Raw genomic sequence first — 19,735 nt, forward strand, 5'->3', positions numbered from 1 at the left:
CGGACCGAGCCCAATCCCCCACTCAGTCGCTCAGGTTCAAAATGCTGAGGTTCACAACGCTCAGGTTAAAAACAAAGACGCCCCACGCACCCGCCAGAGCCCGCATACCCTTGCTGCCTTCCGGCCCTGGGGGAGTTTTGCAAGATAACGCCGCGTGGGGAGTCGGAAAGAAGTCTACAGGCTCAACTAAGGCGAACCAAATGTGTGTGGCTCACTTCGCCCATCGGCACCGGGCCCGAATCTGATCGCCCCCTGCCAGAACAACGCCGGTGCCCACCCGCACCCGGCCCGAGCTACGGCGTCGGGCACCCACCCTCGCGCCCTTATGCCAGCCGCCCGGCCTATGATGGTGAGGTGCGCAACAGGCGCATTGGATTACGAAAACGGGGAGAACTATGGCTTTTCTATCCGAGGATTTACTCAGCACGCTCCACGCCCGCGCGGCGCAGCACGATGCGTCCAACGAATTTCCTCACAACGATTACGAAGACCTCAAGAATGCCGGCTACTACGCTGCCTTTGTGCCGCAAGAATTCGGCGGCGCCGGCCTCTCGCTCAAGGAAATTGCCGCTGAGCAGACTCGGCTCGCCAAGGCCGCGCCCGCCACCGCGTTGGGCATTAATATGCACCAGATCATCGTCGGTTTGGGCCGCTGGCTGATCAGCCATGGCGTGGAAGCGGGCGAAGTGATTTTGCGCGAGGCGGCGGCCGGTAAGCTTTTCGCCTTCGGCATCTCAGAACCCGGTAATGACCTGGTCCTTTTCGGTTCCCTCACGCAGGCCGAGCCCACCGAGGACGGCGGATACAAGCTCACCGGAACGAAGGTGTTCACCTCGCTCGCACCCGCCTGGGACTGGCTTATGAGCTTCGGGGCGCTGAAAACCGATGCCGGTACGAAGGACGTTTTCGGCTTGATTTCGCGCGACGACGGCGGATTTGAGATCAAAAGCGATTGGGACGTGATGGGAATGCGCGCCACCCAATCGAATACCACGGTTTTGCGCGAGGCACTGATCCGGCCGGAAAACGTGCTCGGCGTGGTGGACCCGGGCCCCTCGAAGGAGCCGGTTGTGTACGGAATTTTCTCCAATTTCGAGATTCTGCTGGGGTCGACCTACGCGGGAATTGGCGAGCGGGCAATCGAGGTAGCCACCGAGCACTCCAAGCAGAGGAAGTCCGTGCTCCACCAGGATGTGTACGCGAACGATCCCGATATTCGCTGGCGCATCGCCGAGGCAGCGCTCACGATGTACCCGGTGGGCCCGGCCCTGCGCGAGCTCGCGGATCAGGTGGATGCCGGCGGGTGCCTCGAGGATCCGAGCGAGTATCCGCGCTTCTCCGCTGCGAAGAACCTCGCTGCCGAGGCTTCCTTGCGCGCCGTCGAAGAGTGCGTGCGCGCGTGCGGCGGCAGCTCGTACTACTCAAAGCATGAGCTCTCGCGTCTGTACCGAGACGTGCTGGCCGGGCTTTTCCAGCCCTCCGATCAGGAATCTCTGCATTCCTCCTGGGCCAGCCTAGTTATGGGGCCCGTGCAGAAATAACGCGGAGGCGCCAGGCAACAGCGCGGGAAACTTAGCTGAGCTACTCCACCGGGACGAGGACGGGCCGCATACGCCCGTTCTCGTCCCGGCGCATTTCTACCCGGGCAGATGTGCGCACCGAAGGAGATCCCGATCGCACGGGCGGAGATCGCCAGGCCGCGCGGGGAGCGGCGCCAATGTTCATTGGGCTTCTGGAGAGATACGCCATCCAGGGGACGCTGTTTACGAGCTTTGATCGCAAGGGGTATCGCGAGCAGGCAATCCGCGCCATCGCGCACGTCCTGCGCGCCGACGCCGGAGCGTAAAGCCTGCGGGCCGGGCCGCGAGGCGTTAGGAGCGCGCCCACGGCTGGAGCTCGCTGGTAAAGCCTGCGGCCCGGAGCTGGGGCCTAAAGCCCCCGCCGCTTCCACATAGCGAAATCCCTAGAAAATTCTTCGCCGCGCTTGGAGCATAGATATATGCAAAACGCGGATGAATACACGAATTTAGACGAATCAGCAGCCGGCAACCTCACCTGGCTCCCCGCTCTGGAACACAAAGACTTGCTCGCCGAGCCCGTTGCCCGCGCCCTGGAGGAGATCGCCGCCCGCGAACCGGAACTGGCGGCCCAAGCCCTCGTTGCCGAAATCGATCCCGAATTTTCTGATACGGCTCCAATGGTGGAGAAATACGGCGTCGACGAAAAACTTGTATGCAATTGCGTGCTTGTGGCCGGAAAACGTAACGGCGAGGAGCGGGTGGCGGCCTGCGTGGTTCGGGCCACAACGCAGGCAGACATCAACCACGTAGTGAAGAAGCGCCTGGACGTTCGTAAGGCATCCTTCTGGCCTACCGATCGGGCGGTGGAAGCGTCGGGAATGGAGTACGGGGCAATTACTCCGGTGGGAGTTCCCGCACAGTGGCGGCTTTTGCTCGATACTCAGGTTGTTGCCGGAATCGCCTGCATTGGCTCCGGAATCCGACCGTCTAAATTGCTGGTCCCGGGCGCGCTCCTGGCGAAGCTCCCTCAGGCGGAGGTGGTCGAGGGCCTCGGGGTTGAGTGACGGGGTTTAGTGACCTGTGCGCGGCGCGGACTTTTCCCGGCCGCCAGAATCTATACTCCGAAGAGCATCATCCGCAGGAGGACCTCACGTGACCCATCGCGAACTTTTTGACGACGTCGAAGATCGTTCCACTGTGCTCCCGGCACGCAGTGAAAACCAGGCAGGGAGCAGCGGCCCCGCGCGGGGTGATGTAGCGGCTCGAGATGCCGAGCCGGCGCAACGGGATAATTCCGCGCGGGCTGACGACTTCGCGCGGGCTGACGATCTCCCGGAGGCGGCCGATTCCGCACAGGCTGACGATCCCGCGCAAGAGGAATCGGCGACCCCGAGCGAAGCCGACGATGACATTCAACTTCCCGAGTTCCTCGAGCATCCCGAAAAGACCGACTTGTTCCTGCTCGGAATGCTCTTCGTGATATTCGTCTTCGGCGTCGTCATGATTCCGCTTCGAGCTTGGCTCACGGGCCACCCCTGGGCCTACACGCTGTTAGTGGGCGGCTATACGTCGTCGATCATAGGCGGGGCAAACGCCTCGGTGGGCGACGGTCCGTGGTGGGGCTACTGGCTCTGCACACTGGTGGGCGTCCTCAAGTTCATGCCGTTCTACTACTGGATGGGCCGGCGCTGGGGCATGGATTTCATTGACCTTTCGGTGCAATACACCCCGCGGATTAAGACCCTCGTACGCCGCGCGATGGGGTCCTCGCGGGCAAGGGCATTCACAACAGCGTTGGTACCGCTCGGGTACTGCCCCGGCCCGGTACCAAATTCCATCATCAATGCGCTCCTCGGGCTCCTTCGAGTTCCCTTCTGGGCCATGATGGCGATTAATGTTGCTTCGGTTCTCGTGGTCAACGGAATTTTCGTGGGCCTGGGATGGACCTTCGGCACTCAGGTTCTGAGCATCGTGCAGGTGGTGAACCGCTACCTCCTGTGGATCACGCTTGTGCTCATCGCTATCGCCGTTTTTCAGGCTTGGCGTAACGCCAAGAAAACCCCGAAATCAGAAGCCTAAACCGCTGTGATTCGCGCCGCTCGCGCGGGTAGTCTGATGCCATGAAGTTTGGAATGCGTAAACCCAGCATCAAGAAGTCCATTGCTGCCCGCACCAAGGGCCGTGCCACCCGCGCCGTCAAGCGCGCAATTAATCCTTTTTACGGCAAGAAGGGTATGGGGTGGATCCGCGACCCCGAGCGCGCGATGAAGAACGCCATCTACAAGCGCACGACGTTCGGCGTCTCGGACATCCTCAAAATGTTCAAGAAATAGCCACTCGAGCTAACCGATTTTTCCTCGAAATATCAACAAAAAAGCCCCTCTTTCGAGGGGCTTTTGCGGAGGATGGGGGATTCGAACCCCCGAGGGCGTTAACCCAACCCGCGTTCCAGGCGAGCGCCATAGGCCACTAGGCGAATCCTCCTTTACGCTTACGCGCCTGAATAGAATAGCTGATTAGCGCCTGATTTCGCGAGGTTTAGCGCTGAGCGGTAACGCACACCACGTCTACGGCCGCGCGGCACCCGTATTTACTGAATGGCTAATCGATTCCGAGGAATTCGAGCCAGCGCGGATATTCACGCTCGACCTGCTTTTGCGCCTGCGCGTAGACGGCTTCGAGTTTTTCGGGGTCACGCTCCCGGTTGCTAGGCAAATCGTGCTTAGGGAAGTAGAGGTAAGCCCTTCCCCGTCTCTCCAGCTCAAACAAATGCGCGCGTGTGGCGTTGTAGTTTGTGGCACGCGCGTTGAGGCCTTCAGCCACCCTGGGCGCGTTTCTAAAAATCGCGCGCATCATGCGCTCAGAAAGCACGCTTTGAGTTTTCACATACTCACGCCGCCGAGTCATCACCACAAAGAACTTTTCGTAGCCGTCTTTTTCCGCAACGTCGACGGCGATGCCACCAGACGGCCCAATTGCGCCGTCGGTGTAAAACTCGCCGTCGACGGCGGTAAAAGGCATCAACCCGGGCATTGACGACGACGCCTGCACCCGCCGCAACAAGTCATCTCGAGAGTGAACATCCGCTCTACTCCAGGCCATCTGCCGGCCGTCAGCAATTCGGTAGGCGACGATCCGGAAGTCTTGTTGCGAGGCTCGGAAAGTTTCGAAATCGAAGGGTAGAAGTTCTCCGGGATTAGAGGTGTGCTGGTAAATGTACTCAGAATCGAACAGCCCTCGACCGTGCAGGAAAGACTGCAGGCCGCCTGCACGCTTGTCGGCAGCGAGGCTTATAAACGACGCCCTTGCACGGCCGGGATCTTTCGAAATGTAATTGCACAAATGCGTCGATCCAGCAGATATACCCGCGACATACGGGAATTCGATCCCCAGTTCAATAAGCTTTTGAACCACGGGCACGGTGGCAACTGCCCGAAATGCTCCGCCCTCGAAAATTACCGCTGTTTCGTCGATGCCTGCCATCTATCTCCTGCCTATTCGTCCACTCAACGGTATCAATATACGCAGTGAGGGGAGGCCTCGGCCTCCCCCCCCCCTCACGTGGTGAATTTCAGCAGGTAAAACCTACCTACACCGTTTAGGCATCACGCCGGCGCAGAATCAAAACTCCGCCGCCAACGAGCGCCACCATGGCGAGTGCAACAGGCATAACCGCCGCACCTGTGTGCGAGAGCTTGCCCTGATGCTTCTCACCAGCAGCACCGTGCTTACCGGTGGCCTTCTTGCCAGTATCCGACTTGCCTGCATCCGACTTACCAGAATCACCCTTCTGGCCAGCATCAGATGCCTGCTCACCCGGCTGCGTCGTCGTGTCGTCACCCTTGAGGGGTTCATCCCCCGCCTTCGAAATATCCATATCCTGGGGAATCGGAAAAAGCGTGCCGTTTACCGTCTTCGAAACCTTCACGCCGCCATAGTTATAGGTGTACGTCGTCGGGTAGGGAGTGTTAACCTCTGTGCCTACCTGTGAGAGATCAAGCACCGCGTTACCGTTATCCGCAACGAAGTTCCCATTCTCGTCCTTTTTAGCATTCCACCAAACATCGACACCACTCGGGGAGGTGATAACCGTGGCCTGAATATCGTTTCTCTCAATACCGTCGGCGAATGCCGTGAAGTCTTCGGCCTTAATGATCTCCACCGCCTTCACGGCGAGCTTCGAGCAGTCCTCCGTGGCGCGAGCTTGTTGCGAGTCTGGGATAATCCAGCCCGGCTCTAGTAGTGCCTGGCGTGCGGCCGACGCATCAACCTCATACTTCTGACCGGCGTACAGCACGCCCCGTCTTCAAGCGAGGTTTTCTCCCCCGAAGAGCCCACCGAAGAAATCGCGGTAGGGCCAAGCGCGTTCACAGCATCGATAACGCTTTGCGGCGCGCCAACTGTGCTTCCGTGTTCCTGGGTTGTGTAGACAGTGAAATTATCAGAGGACTCTAGCTGGTAAGCCGACTTCGTGAGGACGATCGCGTCCTTGCCCATCGCGGTCGCCAGCTTTGACTAGGAATTGTGTACGTCAGTGGTGGTTTTCTCGGAGCCATCAAGCTTAAGAGAGGCACTTTCCTTAAGCTTGTAGGGAATCGTCACCTTTACGTGCTGACCAGGCTTAAGGATGAACCTCGCCCAGATATTATCGAATCTTTCCCATTCAATTTTGTTCCCACGGAGCGGCCTGTTGTAGCCGTTTTCTCCACCTAAGCCAAGACCACGGCCGAATTCCAAGTCCAAGCCAGGCGCCACCAGCTCGGAATCGACGGCGGGAATTTTCGCCTCAGGGTTATCCGGGTGGCTTTCCATTTTGTCGACATCCGAAGTAAGGACCGATTCGACTCGCGGAAGCCAGAAGGCTTCGTTGACGTTGTAGTTGGCGTTAGAAATATTCTTTATTTCAAAATTAGAGTATACGGTCTGCGTTTGGGAGATATCCACTAGCGGCTCGGTGGTCGAGTTGGCAACATGCGGAGCGGTATCAACCTTGTTGCCTGCTTTATCCTCGATAGGCCACCAGACGCTTCCCTGCATCTGCTGGTCGTTATTTCCAGTAATGGTGACCAGGCGGTCTGTGCCAGAAGCATCTCCCACCGGGATCAACGCCGGGCCGTCAGCTTGCTCAGCACACTGCGAAAGCGTTGAAATAGATACCGTTTCCACTGCATTACTTAGAGCGGGGCATCACAACGAGCGGGCTGACTGTCAGCGCCACCCCCGTCGCCCAAGCGACTATTTTTTGTGTCGCACATTTCCTCCCTTCATCGCGAGTGAGCGCCCGGATCGCACCCGGTATCGGACGAACCTGGGCCGAGAACTAGATCCCGTGGAACGTCCGGTTCTCCTGTATCCGATTTTAATCAGGCACCATTGCAAGAAATTTCTAAACCGTAAAAGCTTAGAGACTACCTGCGCACCCAGGCCGCGAAACTCGCATAAAAATTATGGCGACTTTCACGTTTTCTTACCTAGCCTTACTAACCTCTTTTCGATTTTGATTTCTAGCTAGGCATGGGTGCAACTATGTCGCAAACTTTAAATCTTCCTGATTCGCGCTCAAGAAACTCTCGACGCTCAGCAGATGCAAAACCGCCCCACGGAAAAGCTTTGGGCCTTTTCCGTGGGGCGGTGCTACCGTTCAGATCCGAATAACTTTATTTTGCTCCGCTTCCGGGCTCATCGTTGTGAACATCGACCGGAACAGTTGCGGCAGCATCCTCTGCGCGCGCTTCGGCGGCGATATCGCTCGAGCGGTGCTGGCCGATGCGGCGCGCCTTCTTACCGGAGTCGCTCTCATCCCAGGAACGCTGCAGCTGGCCTTCCTCCAGCTCGGTGCCCGCCGGCGTCGAAGCCGGTGAGGCAGACTCGAGCGAAGTACCGCGCCAGCGGGAGAGGGCACGCATCGAGTGGTAGATGATGATGGCGCCGAAGGAGCCAAGCGCGATGCCCTCGAACACCATGTCTCCCACCATCCAGGTGTAGTTCGCGATGGCGACCACCATGGCAATGGCCGCGGTATTCAGGTTCACCGGGTCGGAGAAGTCCACTCGATTCTGCACCCAGATACGAACTCCCAGCATTCCGATCATGCCGTAGAGGATCGTTGCCGCACCGCCGAGCACGCCCTGCGGGATCGTAGCGATAATGACGCCGAACTTCGGGAAGAGCGAGAGCAGAAGCGCGGTGCAAGCTGCCACGATGTAGGCAGCCGTCGAGTAGACGCGGGTCGCGGCCATAACGCCGATGTTCTCGGCGTACGTCGTCGTACCCGAACCGCCACCGGTACCGGCGAACACGGTCGAGAGACCGTCCGCGAAGAGCGCGCGGCCGGTCAAACCGTCAAGGTTGCGGCCGGTCATGGCGGAGACCGACTTTACGTGTCCCACGTTTTCGGCGATAAGAACCAGCACCACCGGGATGAAGAGGCCGAGGGTAGAGACGTCGAAGGCAGGTGCGTGGAAGTTAGGCAGGCCCACCCAGGAAGCTTCGCTAACGCCGGAGAAGTTCACTTCGCCGCGAATCACCGCGCAACCGTAGCCGATCAGCACGCCGATGAGGATCGAGAGGCGGCCAATGATTCCCTTGAAGAGCACCGTGACCAGGAGGATCGCCACGATGGTGACGACGGCGGTGACCGGCGCGGCCTTGACGTTGTTCCAGGCAGAGGGCGCCAGGTTGAAACCAATGAGGGCGACGATGGCGCCGGTAACGACCGGCGGCATGAGTTTGTCGATCCACTGGGATCCCACCAGCATGACGATGGCGCCGACCACGAGGAGCGAGGCGCCGGTTGCGATAATGCCACCCTGCGCGAGCGCCTGGCCGTAGGAATCAATTTTGCCGCCACCCTGCACATAGCCGGTTACAGCGCCGATCGGGGCGATGAGGGCAAAAGAAGAGCCCAGGTAACTGGGCAATTTTCCGGCGGTAATGAGGATAAAAAGAATGGTTCCGATCCCCGTGAAGAACAATGTCGTCGAAGGATCGAAACCAGTAAGTAACGGAACCAGGAACGTGGCTCCAAACATGGCCACCACGTGTTGTGTTCCAATGCCGATGGTGGCTGGCCACGCGAGGCGCTCGTCGGGCTGAACCACCTCCCCGGGTGCGATATGTAAACCGTCACCGTGCAGTTTCCAGAATTTCGCCATGCTTAAAACTCCTTGCGTTTTGCGTGTAGGTGGCTTTAGAGCCTTGGTGATGGTACACCGAGGGAATTCTGAAAGGCGAAAATGCGATAGCTACCACATCACGCGAGCTGAAGCCGGGCCAAAATCACCCGGGATTTTCCGCGTTTAATGTACCCGCTGGCACAAAAATAAATTACGGTGGGTGCTGTGAGCGAGCAGAGAACCCAAACACGCGCCGTCTACCGCAAGAAGACGCAGCAGAGGCAGACAGTTATTTTCGCTACCCTCGGCGGCATCTTGATGTTTTTGCTCGCTCTGTGCCTGCTCGTATGGGCCGGAGTTCTGCCCGCACTCATCAACCCGGCGTTCTCAAAGCCGGAAAAGGCGAGTAGCGTCGTCATTCCCTGCCCACCGCAAGGCAGCAGCGCCGTCGACCCGGGAACTATCAACGTGCTCGTCTACAACTCCACTGAGCGATCCGGACTCGCCGGCAGCGTGGGGCAGGCGCTTGCAAACGCCGGGATGAACGTCTCGAACACCGGAAACTGGAACGAAAAGCTCGAAGAACCGGCACGCATCATTGCCGGACCCGCCGGACTTGAGGGCGCGTACACACTGGCCCGCTTCTTGCCGGGCGCCGTGGTCGTCTTCTCCAACGATATGAGCGGCGAGTCGCTCACCGTGGTGTTGGGTGATAAGTTCGACGCCGTTCGTACGCCCGAAGAAGTTGCTCAAGAATTCCCGCAGACCGAATTTGAATCGCCCGAGGGGTGCATCGATATCGCGGCGGCGAACAGCGACAACTAGCGCAATCTCCCGGCGCTTGGAAAACGGTGGCCGTGCGTTGCCGCCGCCCGCGCGGCCGGCGGCCCGCCTAGGCTTCGTGGAGTTCGGGACTATAGAGCACCTTGAAATGTTCAACCACGACCTCATCGGCCTCCGGGTTGAAATCAATACCGAACAAGGCCGCTTCTCGGCCAAAGAATTCCTGGTGAGCGGCTCGCCAATACTCGAGGCTGAGGTCTCCTTCGCCTTCCGCGCGGGCAACTGTAGCGTCGACTTCCAAGAACGGCATGACCTCTACCTGCTCGGTGACGATCAGAGCGCACGGAGCACCGGACCCGTCGGTCACAATTGCTAGTTCGCCGACCTGGGGAAGGCCCTCCCCCGTCTCTTCGTATGCCTTGGCGAGCGACGTCGTAGCTGTTTTTTGCCCCGAAATCACCAGCTGCGCAAGCTCGGTGGCCATTTCCGGACCATCTCCGAATGCGAAAGCCGGAGGGCGGAAAACGGATGCATTGTCAGATCCGAGCACCACCTCGAGCGGATTGAGCTTGGCCCGGGTGATCGCGCGAGTCCAGAAGGCCTCCAGATCCGCATCGGGGACCTGCGGGATCTCATTTGAGAGCTCCGGCTGCGTGGCAGGTGTCTGCGGGGCAGGTGCCTGCGCGCCGCTGGCATCCGCGTCGGTTAGCGCTTCAGCGATGGGCTGTTCCGCGGTGGGCTGTTCCGCGGTGGGCTGTTCCGCGCGGGAATCATCCGCGGTAGCGCGCTTATTGCGCTTGGAAAAATCAAAAATTTCCACGATTTTTACCTTTCCCGAGGAGAACGAGTGGCGCGACGCTACTCGCCAGGTTCATTATTTTCGGTAGCGGGCTCGGAGCCGGTTTTTTCTTTGCCAGGCGCGGCTTCGGCCTCATCGGCTTCAGCAGCTTGGGACGCCATTTCTTCTTCAGCGGCCATGCGCAGGCGCTCGGCCAGCCCGGCGCGTTCGAGCGCTACCTGGATCCACTGAGTGGTGAGAATGCGTATCGCGGCGTTGACCGCGAGACCTGCGCCGACAGCGGTGAGCAACTTCCCGCCGCGCTTATTCCACAAACGCACACCTGCCACCCCGAGCGCGGTACCAATTCCGGCTTGAACGGTAGCACCGACCTCCAAAGCGCGCGGATGGCGCAGATAAATCTTGCGGTAGAACTCCCAGAATTCGGCGGGGGCCCGGCCCTGCCCGGAAACCTCATAGGCCATGCTGGATTGGAAGCGCTTACGGAAAGCCTCCGGTTCAAAAACCGTGGCCTCCGGGATGCGCCGTGCCTCTAAGAGACCGGCCAAAGTATCGGAAACCTCGTGCGGCAGATGAATTGCTTCCACGAACTTCGCCACACCCTCTTCCGCCGGAGCGTTGAGCGCATCGAGTAAATCACCCGGGTCAACCGAGGGGAAGTCGTTGATAATACGCGCCGCCCGTGCTCCCGATCCCAGCTCGCGGCGGGCAAACTGGCTGGCCGCCTCCGAAGCCTCGGTGTGGCTCATATCGGAGAGGGTATCGATCCACTTCCACGAGGCAATGCCAGAATCCTGTCGGATTACCAGCACCGGATTACGTTCGCCGCTGAGGTCAACGGAAAGCACCAAAACAAAGCCCGGCTGGCTTCCAATCTTCGCCGCCTTCGTCAGCGGAACATCAGCTACCATGGCATTGGCTCCGTCTTCGGCAGGCATAACGGCGACCGGCGCATTAATGCGCGCGGCTAGCCCCGGCACCCGCGCAAATGGCACATCGGAAACCACGAGCATCGGCCCATCGTTGAGCGTAGGAATTTTACCTTCGTCGTCGGCCAGGAGGTTCTCTACCTCCCCTTCCGGAAGGCCCGCCTCGCCCTCGTGCTCGCCCGAAATCGGCGCGCCTTCGAGGCCGAGATCCGTAGCGGCGCCATCCCCCGCGGCTACGCCACCATCCGCGGCCACATCGGCATCCGCATAGGCAAAATCATCCTCGGTAATCGGCACTTCGCCGAGGTCAATGGTGTCACCGAGCACCTCGTTATCCGCTTCCACCCGGACTTTGCGCAAGGTGGCGTAGGCGCGCTCCAGAAAATCGGTGAGGTGGCGGCCCGGACCAATGAACTCCTTGCCGTCGTCGGAGCGCTTAATGGTCGCCACGCGCCGGCGCCTGCCAACCACCGCAATTTCGAAGCGGAAAAGGGCGCCCTCATGCTCACCGCGCGCAACCACGCCTTCTTCGGCAAAGAATTCCTCAATATCAGCCGGGCCCGCGAGCGACTGGTCATTGCGCAGAATTTCGCCGCGAACGGGACGCCAATTGTATTTCTTCGTGTTCTCGTCCATGTGCAATGCACCTTCCTCCCGCTTGCCCTTCCATCGTAGATAAATCGAAGGGAAAAGCTAGAATTGCCGCGCTGAATTATTCGCCAGCGCCACCCTCTACGCGATGGGCACGCAGGCGAGCCACCTCATAGAGCGCGATGCCGGTGGCAACCGCCGCGTTGAGAGATTCCATGCGCGCGGAGATCGGAATCGAGGCAATCTGATCGCAGGTCTCGCGCGTTAGGCGCGCTAGGCCCTTCCCCTCGGAACCGGTGACGAGCACCAGCGGGGTGTCGGCCAGCTCCAGGTTTTCAATCGAAACGTCTCCGCCGCCGTCCAGGCCCACCACAAAGTAGCCGCGTGATTTGAAATCCTGCAGGGTACGCACCAGATTCGTCACTCGCGCCACCGGCAAAATCGCGGCCGCCCCGGCGCTGACTTTCCATACCGTCGCATTCACGCCCGCCGCTCGCCGCTCCGGAATAATCACGCCGTCGGCGTTGAAAGCTGCCGCGCTTCGCATCGCCGCGCCCAAATTGTGCGGATCGGTCACCGAATCCAAAGCAATGAAAAGCGGGGGAACATCCTTGGCGCTACTGCGATCGTCCGCCGAGTCAGCGAGCTCTTCAGCGTCCGCGTAGGCGTAGGGCGGCACCTCAATGCCGACGCCCTGGTGAGTTTCACCCCCGCACATGCGGTCGAGTTCGGTGCGCGAAACCTCCACCAGGCGCGTGCCGGAAGCGGTTGCCCGCTGCGCCACTTCCTGGAGTCGCTCATCGCTCGTCATCGACGCGGCGAGGAACACGCGCGAAAGCGGAATTCCCGCCCGCACCGCCTCGAGTACCGGGTTTCGCCCCACCACGAGCTCGTGGCCTTCGGCAATTGCGAGCTCCGCGCGCAGTTTGGGCGTGCGCGAAGCCTTGCGAGCTTCCTCGCGCCGCGCCTTTTCTTCCGCGGCGAGTTTCGCCTTATGCGCCTTGTGGTAGACGCGGTCCTCCGCCTTCGGGGTGGGCCCGCGCCCCTTCAATCGGTTGCGGTTATGCCCTCCGGTGCCCTTGGTGGGCCCCTTCTTCCCCTTCGGCCGTCGCGTGCGTCCGTCTGCCATCCTGCCTCGCTCTTCTCCCGTTAACTAGCGGTTTCGCGCGATTATCTTACCTTCCCGACGACGCCGCCGGGCGACCCGGCCGCGCCACCAGGTTTTACTTAGATCCCAGATGCCACCGGGCGCCGTCGGCCGAATCCTCAACTACGATGCCGGCAGCGGTGAGCGCATCACGCAACTCATCGGCACGCGCCCAATTCTTTTCGGCGCGGGCCTCCGCGCGCTGGGCAAGCATCTCCTCTACCAGGGTCTCGAGGGCCGCATCAGCCGAGGAGGAACCGCCCCGCCCGCGCCAGGGCGCGGCGAGCGGATCCAGGCCCAGCACGTCCAGCATGGCGCGGGTGCGCAACTGCGCCTCGCGAATTACCGGATCATCGCGTTCGGCCAGCGCGTTATTACCGCGCCGCACCTCTTCGTGGATCGCCGCCAAAGCGCCGGAAACATTGAGGTCGTCGTTCATCGCTTCCACAAAGGCTTCCGGAAGATCCTCCAGCGGAATCTGGGCAACTTCCTCGGCCGGGACCTCCTCGACCGCATCCACCGCGCGATCCACGAATCCCGCCAAACGCTCCCACACCGCGGCGGCTTCGGCCAGGGTCTCCGGAGAGTACTCCACGGTGGAGCGGTAGTGCACGGTACCCAGGGCAAAGCGCAACACCACGGCCGGAACTTCCTTGAGGATGTTCTCAACCTCCAGCGCATTGCCCAGAGACTTACCCATCTTCTCACCCTTGACCGTCACCCATGCATTATGCATCCATTGCTTGGCAAAGCGGCGGCCGGCAGCGTGCGCCTGCGCCTGCTCGTTCTCGTGATGCGGGAAGCGCAAATCAATTCCGCCGGCGTGGATATCGAATTCATCGCCGAGGTAGTGGGTGGACATTGCCGTGCATTCAAGGTGCCAGCCCGGCCGGCCCCGCCCCCAGGGAGAATCCCAGGATGCCGTTTCCGGCTCGGAGGGCTTATGCGCCTTCCACAGCGCGAAGTCGTGCGGATTGCGTTTATCGGGCTCCATCTCGGTTTCGTCAACCACCATATGCGAAAGGCTTTGCCGGGTGAGCGAGCCGTAGTCCTTCAAGGACGAGACGTCAAAGTACACATTGCCCGGGTTGCCTACGTAGGCGTGGCCGTTATCAATGATTTCCTGGATGAGGTGGAGCATCTGGGTGATATGGCCGGTGGCGTGAGGCTCGTAAGTAGGCGATAGCACCCCCAGCGCCTCATAGGCATGAGTGAATTCGTGCTCAAACCGATATCCCCAGGCCCACCACGGGCGATCCGCTTCGGCGGATTTGGCCAGGATCTTATCGTCAATATCGGTGACGTTACGAACCAGGGCGACGTCGTACCCCAATTTCTTCAGCCACCGCACGAGCACATCGAACGCTACCGACGAGCGCATATGGCCGATATGCGGAGCGCCCTGAACCGTGGCACCACACAGGTAAATCCCGACCTTTCCCTCGTGGATGGGAACGAACTCGCGGTTGGACCGGTAGGAGGAATCATAGATTTCGAAACTCACGGGTCTAGCCTAGCGGCAAATCCGACACGAATAACTTTGTTTACCATCGTGGTTTATTCTCTTAGCCATGGCATCACAATCCACAGAGCCCGCTAGCGGTGGGCACGTCTCCACGAGCGGAAATGAAAAATCCGATGCGCCGGCCAAGAGTGGCATGGGCTTTTTGACGAAGAAAGTCTGGGCGTGGTCCCTCTGGGACTGGGGGTCGGCAGCCTTTAACGCCGTCGTCACCACCTTCGTTTTCACCCCCTACCTCACCGCGGCCTCCAACTTCGGACCGCAAGCCAATACCCGGGTGGCCTGGGGGCTTTCGCTGGCGGGCCTGGTGGTTGCACTTATCGCCCCCACCATTGGGCAGTGGGCGGATCGGACGGGAAAGAAGAACACGCTACTTTCCGTTACCACCCTCGGAACCATCGCCTGCATGGTCGGAATGTTCTGGGCTAAGCCGCACTCCACCTCGCTGCTCTTGATCGGCATTGTGCTACTCGCCATCGGCAACATTCTTTTCGAAATTGGCTCGGTGGTTTATAACGCCATGGTCTCCGATATTTCCAAGCCGGGAACGGTGGGGCGCGTTTCCGGCTTCGGCTGGGGAATGGGATATGTGGGCGGAATCGTGCTGCTGCTGATTTTGTACGTCGGATTTATCGGGCCAGAGGTGGGATGGTTCGGGGTAACCAGCGACGCCGGCCTCGACATCCGGGCCTGCATGATCGCCTGCGCGCTGTGGACATTGATTTTCTCCGCGCCGCTTATGATCTCCTCCGTGGACACGGGCCCCAACGGCAAACCTCCGGTCGGCCTGGTGGGCGCTTATAAGCAACTCTTCCATCAAATTCGCACTCTCTGGAACCGCGATCGCTCCATTGTGTGGTTCCTCCTCGCCTCCGCCGTCTACCGCGACGGCCTGGCGGGAGTCTTTTCCTTTGGCGGCACCCTGGCAGCCGCGGCGTACGGGTTTAGCGCCGGGGAAGTTTTGATTTTCGGTATCGCCGCGAATCTCGTGGCCGGTATCGCCACCATGCTGTTTGGTTTTATTGACGACCGGATTGGATCGCGCAAGCTCATTATTTTGTCCCTGGTGCTTATGCTCGCCGCGGGACTTGGGGTGTTTGCCCTGCACTCGAGCGGGAAAGCCGCATTTTGGGTGTGTGGCCTGGTGCTATGTATCTTCGTGGGCCCGGTGCAAAGCTCTTCGCGCACCTACCTTATTCGCGTTACCCCGCCGGGGTTGAGCGGAGAAATGTTCGGACTTTACGCCACCACGGGCCGCGCGATCTCCTTCCTCTCCCCGCTCATGTACGGCGTGGCGATCACCATTGGCGCGGCGGCCAGCGGTGTACCCCAGGATCTGGCTGCGCATTTCGGGGTGCTGGGCATCGCCTTCGTGCTCTTGGTTGGCTTGCTACTCTTCCTGCCCGTGCATGATGCCAAGCCGGGCCAGAAACGGCCTGCCGCAAGCCCCGCCCGCTCGAACTAAACCCGCGGCCAATCCCAGCCGCAAAAAGCCGAGCCCGCGGAGCGCTAGCACCGCGAGTGCGGCCACGCGAAAATATTGCGCGGCGATCGCTGGGTTGAGCCAACGACGCAAAGAGGGCCGGGATTAATCCCGGCCCTCTGAAGTTTTAATGCCAACGCTGTTATTTGCCCGCGGCCTTGGCTTTCTTCTTGCCCTTGTTTTCAGCGGCGATCCGCTGGGCTTCTTCCTCGCCTTCGAGCAGGATCTCATCCATCAGCGCCCCGGTATCTTCTTCGTTCAAATCGCGCGCCAGCGCAACTTCCGAACCGAGGATTTGCCGAGCCTGCTGCAACATGCGCTTCTCACCAGCGGAAAGATGGCGCTCGTGATCGCGGCGGGTAAGATCGCGCACGACCTCGGCAACTTTCATCACGTCACCGGAGGAAAGCTTCTCAGAGTTTGCCTTGTAGCGACGGCTCCAATTCGAGGGCTCCTCGATTTCCGCCACCCGCAGGACATCAAAAACGCGCTGCAGCTGTTCCTCATTGGAAACATCGCGCACGCCTACTTCTTCGAGTGATGATTCGGGAACCTGGATCACCATTTCACTCTGCGTCACGTTCAAAGTAAGGTAACGCCGCTTCTCACCTCGAATGACCTTATCCGAAATTTCAATGATTTCAGCGGCCCCATGGTGAGGGTAAATGACGGTTTCGCCAACCTTGAACGGCATGGAGTAATGACCCTTTCCGCTTCGACATCGCGAATAAATCGCGCTATACGAATAGACATTCTAGCACGAAAGGTATAGGGTTCGCGAGGCCCAAATTAGCCCTGCGAAACGAGCTTGTACCCCAGCCCTCGCACCGTAACGAGCAACTTCGGCGTCTTAGAATCTTCCTCAATTTTCGAGCGGATTCGCTTCACGTGCACATCGAGCGTTTTCGAGTCACCCAGATAATCCACTCCCCAGATTCGATCCAGGATCTGCGAGCGCGTGAGCACGCGGTTGGGGTTGCGGATAAACAGCTCGAGAAGCTCAAATTCGCGTAGCGGCATTTGCACTACCTCGCCGGCCACCCGCACCTCGTGCTTCTCGGTGTCCATTTCCACCCGTCCCACGCTGAGCACATCCGAAGAGTCATCGTCGAGCGAACCTGAATCCACCCGGCGCATCACCGCGCGCACGCGCGCCACCAGCTCACGGTAGGAGTACGGCTTGGTCACGTAATCGTCCGCGCCGACTTCCAGCCCCACCACCTTGTCAATTTCCGAATCCTTGGCGGTGAGCATAATGATCGGCACACTCGATTCCTGACGCACCCGGCGCGCCACCTCCTCCCCCGAAATCCCGGGGAGCATGAGGTCGAGCAAAATGAGATCCGGATTCTTGGAGTGGAACCGTTCGAGTGCCATGTTCCCGTCCGACGCCGTCTCTACTTCAAAACCATCCCGGCCAAGATTGAAAGACAGGGTATCGCGATAGGTAGGTTCGTCGTCGACCACGAGGATTCGCGTCATAGTGTGTGCTCCTTTGGGTTAGGTACTCCATCAGCTCGGCCCGCGGCCGGCACCAGATTTTCTGGCGCGGCGCCCGGCGTCGTGAACTCCGGCGTCGTCGGCGCAACATCCGTGGGTTCTGCCTCCGCGAGCTCTCCGTCCGCCGGCTCCGGAATGTAGGGTTCGGGCAATAACACCGTAAACGTGGAGCCCTGCCCCTTTCGGCTCCAAAGCTTGATGCGGCCGCCGTGGTCTTGCACCACGTGTTTGACGATGGCCAGGCCAATGCCCGACCCGCCCGAGTTGCGATCGCGAGCCGCATCGCCGCGGTAAAAACGCTCAAAAATACGATCGTGGAGCTCGGGCGGAATACCCTCGCCCTGGTCAATAACGGCGATACTTACCTGACCGTCCACCAAACTGGTCGCCATCGAAACGCGCCCGTGCGGACGGGTGTAGCGCACCGCGTTATCGAGCAAATTTCGCATCGCGGTGGCGAGCATTTTCCGGTCCCCGTAGACCTTAAGCTCCGGGGTACCACCGGTGACGATATTGACGTCGCGTTCCTTCGCTTCCACTTCCATGCGCGCTACCGATTCAGCGACGACGGCGTCTACATCCACCAGTTCCGGCACCGAAAGCGCATCCCGGTCTTGGACCCGGGAAAGCTCGATCATATCAAGCACGAGGCCGCGCAAACGCTCAACCTCGAGGTTGAGCTGCCGGGAGAAGTGGTGCACAGCCTGCGGATCATCAGCCGCAGAATCAATGGTCTCCGCCAACAAACTGATGGCGCCCACGGGCGTCTTTAACTCGTGGGAAACGTTCGCCACGAAATCGCGCCGGGTTTCTTCCACCCGAATCTTCTTCGTATTGTCTTCGAAAAGTATGAGGATCCGGCCTGCCGAAAGTGGCGCACCGTAAACCGCGAGGCGAATATCCGTTTGGTCTTTGAGTGCTGAGCGGCGAATCCGCAGGTTTTTCTGCACAATCTCGCCAGTGGAGCGAACGGCCTGCGCCACGTCTTTAAATTCCGGGCGGGCCAGCGCATCGTTCTTCACAATCCCGAAGCTATATGCCTGCGTGGAAGCGCGTTCAACTCGATTTCCCTCGGCCACCACTATGTGAAACTGCGGAATCGCATCGAGGATGCGCTCGGACTGCACCGCGGCATCTTCTGGTTGCCGGCTTTCCCCGCCGGCGTGAAACTCTCTCTGCGAATAGGAATACGCGAGTGAAGCGATCACTCCAACGGCCAGCCCCACGAGCGCGGCCACCAGGAGCAGCACCATGGTTCCAGACGACAGCCCCAGATCGAGGTTCGCCGTGGCAACTAAATCACTCATATTCCCAGGGTATCCACCTTTGGCCCGGCTCGGAAATGAATTTAGATTTGTTTACCGATCGTTCACAGAGCGGCTGGGTTAAATTCAACATAGGGTGGTGTCATCATCGGCAAGTGCGCCATCGTGGTGCTGGCTAAATCGGGTGCGCTGGTTTGCGAAAGCACAAATCGCGGATGGATTTTCGTGAGTTCGTGAGTCGACGAAGCGCCACGATGGTGCCAGCCATGTGCTAGCACTCGCACCCGTTTAACAAGGAGCATTAATGCGCGAGGAATTTCGAAACGAAATGAGGTCTCTTGAAGAGACCCTCACAATGATGGCGCGGAGCGCCGCGAAGGCGATGGATCGCGCTTCAAAGTCACTTCGAGACGCGAACCTCGGACTGGCCGAAAGCGTTATCGACGCCGACAGCAATATTGACGCTTTCGAGCGCCAGATCGAAGAAATGACGATTTCGTTGCTCGCGCGCCAGGCGCCGGTGGCCTCCGATCTACGCACGGTTGTTACTGCCCTTCGCATCGGCACGATCCTGGAACGCATGGGCGATTTGGCGCGCCACGTTGCCTATATTGCCCGGGGCCGCTTCCCGCAGACCGCGGTGGACGGCAAGGCTTACGACCTCCTCGTCAAGATGGCTGAAGAAGCCGCCCACACCGGCAAGAAGGTTGAACAGATGATTGAGAACCAGGATATTGACCTGGCTAAGCAGATCGAGATAGAGGATGACCGGCTGGATGAGCTCCACCGCGAGACCTTCGACCTCGTACTCGACGAAAACAACGACTTGACCCGTCAGACCGTGGTTGACGTGGTTCTGCTCGGCCGCTTCCTCGAGCGCTACGGCGATCAGGGCGTGAACGCGGCGCGCAATATGCGCTTCCTTATCACAGGCCTGCACGTTGATGCCGATCCGGGGCCCAGCACCGAGGAAGAAATGCTCGGCTAAAACCCGCAAGGCCGGGCCTAAATCGACCAGAATCCTTTCCGTATCACCATAGGTCTTGGGGGCGTTCGCAGCTTCGGCTACGAACGCCCCCAA

Annotated in this window: 19 protein-coding genes, 1 tRNA gene and 1 other RNA gene; 8 read left to right on the top strand and 13 right to left on the bottom strand. The window is 59.8% G+C overall.

The genetic code is table 11. From position 1 onward, the window contains the following. Positions 1-70: 70 nt before the first annotated feature. Positions 71-167, bottom strand: an RNA gene (ffs, locus tag BN2664_RS09010) — signal recognition particle sRNA small type. Between the two features lie 228 nt (positions 168-395). Here ffs and BN2664_RS05260 point away from each other — a divergent pair. From BN2664_RS05260 to BN2664_RS05280, 5 genes are all read left to right on the top strand, one after another. Next, positions 396-1,541 carry an acyl-CoA dehydrogenase family protein gene (locus BN2664_RS05260; RefSeq protein WP_007001248.1) on the top strand — a complete coding sequence of 382 codons (1,146 nt, stop codon included), beginning with the start codon at positions 396-398 and terminating at the stop codon, positions 1,539-1,541. 110 nt (positions 1,542-1,651) lie between these two features. Beyond that, positions 1,652-1,846 carry a hypothetical protein gene (locus BN2664_RS05265; protein ID WP_040316989.1) on the top strand — a complete coding sequence of 65 codons (195 nt, stop codon included), beginning with the start codon at positions 1,652-1,654 and terminating at the stop codon, positions 1,844-1,846. Positions 1,847-1,999: 153 nt separating this feature from the next. After that, positions 2,000-2,584 (top strand): YbaK/EbsC family protein, encoded by a 585-nt coding sequence (locus BN2664_RS05270; RefSeq protein WP_007001246.1) that lies wholly within the window; start codon positions 2,000-2,002, stop codon positions 2,582-2,584. A gap of 88 nt (positions 2,585-2,672) precedes the next feature. Further along, positions 2,673-3,599: a DedA family protein gene (locus BN2664_RS05275; protein WP_007001245.1), complete on the top strand. Its 927-nt coding sequence runs from the start codon at positions 2,673-2,675 to the stop codon at positions 3,597-3,599. A gap of 41 nt (positions 3,600-3,640) precedes the next feature. After that, positions 3,641-3,853: a hypothetical protein gene (locus BN2664_RS05280; RefSeq protein WP_007001244.1), complete on the top strand. Its 213-nt coding sequence runs from the start codon at positions 3,641-3,643 to the stop codon at positions 3,851-3,853. 66 nt (positions 3,854-3,919) lie between these two features. Here BN2664_RS05280 and BN2664_RS05285 read toward each other — a convergent pair. The 5 genes from BN2664_RS05285 to BN2664_RS05305 all read right to left on the bottom strand — a co-directional run bounded on the left by BN2664_RS05285 (position 3,920) and on the right by BN2664_RS05305 (position 8,674). Continuing rightward, positions 3,920-4,004, bottom strand: a tRNA-Ser gene (locus tag BN2664_RS05285). 117 nt (positions 4,005-4,121) lie between these two features. Further along, complete coding sequence (locus BN2664_RS05290) at positions 4,122-5,003, bottom strand: patatin-like phospholipase family protein (RefSeq protein WP_007001243.1); 882 nt, start codon at positions 5,001-5,003, stop codon at positions 4,122-4,124. Positions 5,004-5,118: 115 nt separating this feature from the next. After that, entirely contained in the window at positions 5,119-5,817 is a 699-nt protein-coding gene (locus tag BN2664_RS05295) for a hypothetical protein (RefSeq protein WP_007001242.1), read from the bottom strand. A gap of 218 nt (positions 5,818-6,035) precedes the next feature. After that, positions 6,036-6,686 (bottom strand): hypothetical protein, encoded by a 651-nt coding sequence (locus tag BN2664_RS05300; protein WP_007001240.1) that lies wholly within the window; start codon positions 6,684-6,686, stop codon positions 6,036-6,038. A gap of 491 nt (positions 6,687-7,177) precedes the next feature. Beyond that, the gene (locus BN2664_RS05305; RefSeq protein WP_058120637.1) at positions 7,178-8,674 is read right to left on the bottom strand and encodes a uracil-xanthine permease family protein; all 1,497 of its coding nucleotides are present in this window, start codon (positions 8,672-8,674) and stop codon (positions 7,178-7,180) included. A gap of 186 nt (positions 8,675-8,860) precedes the next feature. Here BN2664_RS05305 and BN2664_RS05310 point away from each other — a divergent pair, with 186 nt between their 5' ends. Then, a complete protein-coding gene (locus tag BN2664_RS05310; protein WP_007001238.1) occupies positions 8,861-9,460 on the top strand; it encodes a LytR C-terminal domain-containing protein in 600 nt (199 codons plus the stop codon). A 67-nt stretch (positions 9,461-9,527) separates the two neighbouring features. On the opposite strand, the gene BN2664_RS05315 is transcribed toward BN2664_RS05310, so the two are convergent. From BN2664_RS05315 to cysS, 4 genes are all read right to left on the bottom strand, one after another. Continuing rightward, positions 9,528-10,238: an ASCH domain-containing protein gene (locus tag BN2664_RS05315; RefSeq protein WP_007001237.1), complete on the bottom strand. Its 711-nt coding sequence runs from the start codon at positions 10,236-10,238 to the stop codon at positions 9,528-9,530. Between the two features lie 38 nt (positions 10,239-10,276). Continuing rightward, a complete protein-coding gene (locus BN2664_RS05320) occupies positions 10,277-11,782 on the bottom strand; it encodes a hypothetical protein (RefSeq protein ID WP_007001236.1) in 1,506 nt (501 codons plus the stop codon). A gap of 76 nt (positions 11,783-11,858) precedes the next feature. Then, a complete protein-coding gene (rlmB, locus tag BN2664_RS05325) occupies positions 11,859-12,866 on the bottom strand; it encodes a 23S rRNA (guanosine(2251)-2'-O)-methyltransferase RlmB (protein WP_007001235.1) in 1,008 nt (335 codons plus the stop codon). Between the two features lie 94 nt (positions 12,867-12,960). Beyond that, the gene (cysS, locus tag BN2664_RS05330) at positions 12,961-14,388 is read right to left on the bottom strand and encodes a cysteine--tRNA ligase (protein ID WP_007001234.1); all 1,428 of its coding nucleotides are present in this window, start codon (positions 14,386-14,388) and stop codon (positions 12,961-12,963) included. 67 nt (positions 14,389-14,455) lie between these two features. Here cysS and BN2664_RS05335 point away from each other — a divergent pair, with 67 nt between their 5' ends. Then, positions 14,456-15,871, top strand: coding sequence for an MFS transporter (locus BN2664_RS05335; RefSeq protein WP_007001233.1), 1,416 nt, complete (start codon positions 14,456-14,458; stop codon positions 15,869-15,871). Positions 15,872-16,031: 160 nt separating this feature from the next. On the opposite strand, the gene BN2664_RS05340 is transcribed toward BN2664_RS05335, so the two are convergent. From BN2664_RS05340 to BN2664_RS05350, 3 genes are all read right to left on the bottom strand, one after another. Next, positions 16,032-16,583, bottom strand: a complete 552-nt coding sequence (locus BN2664_RS05340) for a CarD family transcriptional regulator (protein ID WP_007001232.1) — start codon at positions 16,581-16,583, stop codon at positions 16,032-16,034. Between the two features lie 95 nt (positions 16,584-16,678). Further along, on the bottom strand, positions 16,679-17,371 hold the full coding sequence (locus BN2664_RS05345; protein WP_007001231.1) for a response regulator transcription factor: 693 nt from the start codon (positions 17,369-17,371) through the stop codon (positions 16,679-16,681). Then, positions 17,368-18,696 carry a sensor histidine kinase gene (locus BN2664_RS05350; protein ID WP_007001230.1) on the bottom strand — a complete coding sequence of 443 codons (1,329 nt, stop codon included), beginning with the start codon at positions 18,694-18,696 and terminating at the stop codon, positions 17,368-17,370. Before BN2664_RS05350 ends, BN2664_RS05345 begins: the two co-directional genes overlap by 4 nt. A gap of 262 nt (positions 18,697-18,958) precedes the next feature. Between BN2664_RS05350 and phoU the strand changes: the two genes are divergently transcribed. Next, positions 18,959-19,642, top strand: coding sequence for a phosphate signaling complex protein PhoU (gene phoU, locus BN2664_RS05355; protein ID WP_007001229.1), 684 nt, complete (start codon positions 18,959-18,961; stop codon positions 19,640-19,642). The last annotated feature ends 93 nt before the right edge of the window (positions 19,643-19,735 follow it).

Source organism: Actinobaculum massiliense, assembly GCF_001457435.1.
In the GTDB taxonomy this organism is placed as follows: Bacteria; Actinomycetota; Actinomycetes; order Actinomycetales; family Actinomycetaceae; genus Actinobaculum; species Actinobaculum massiliense.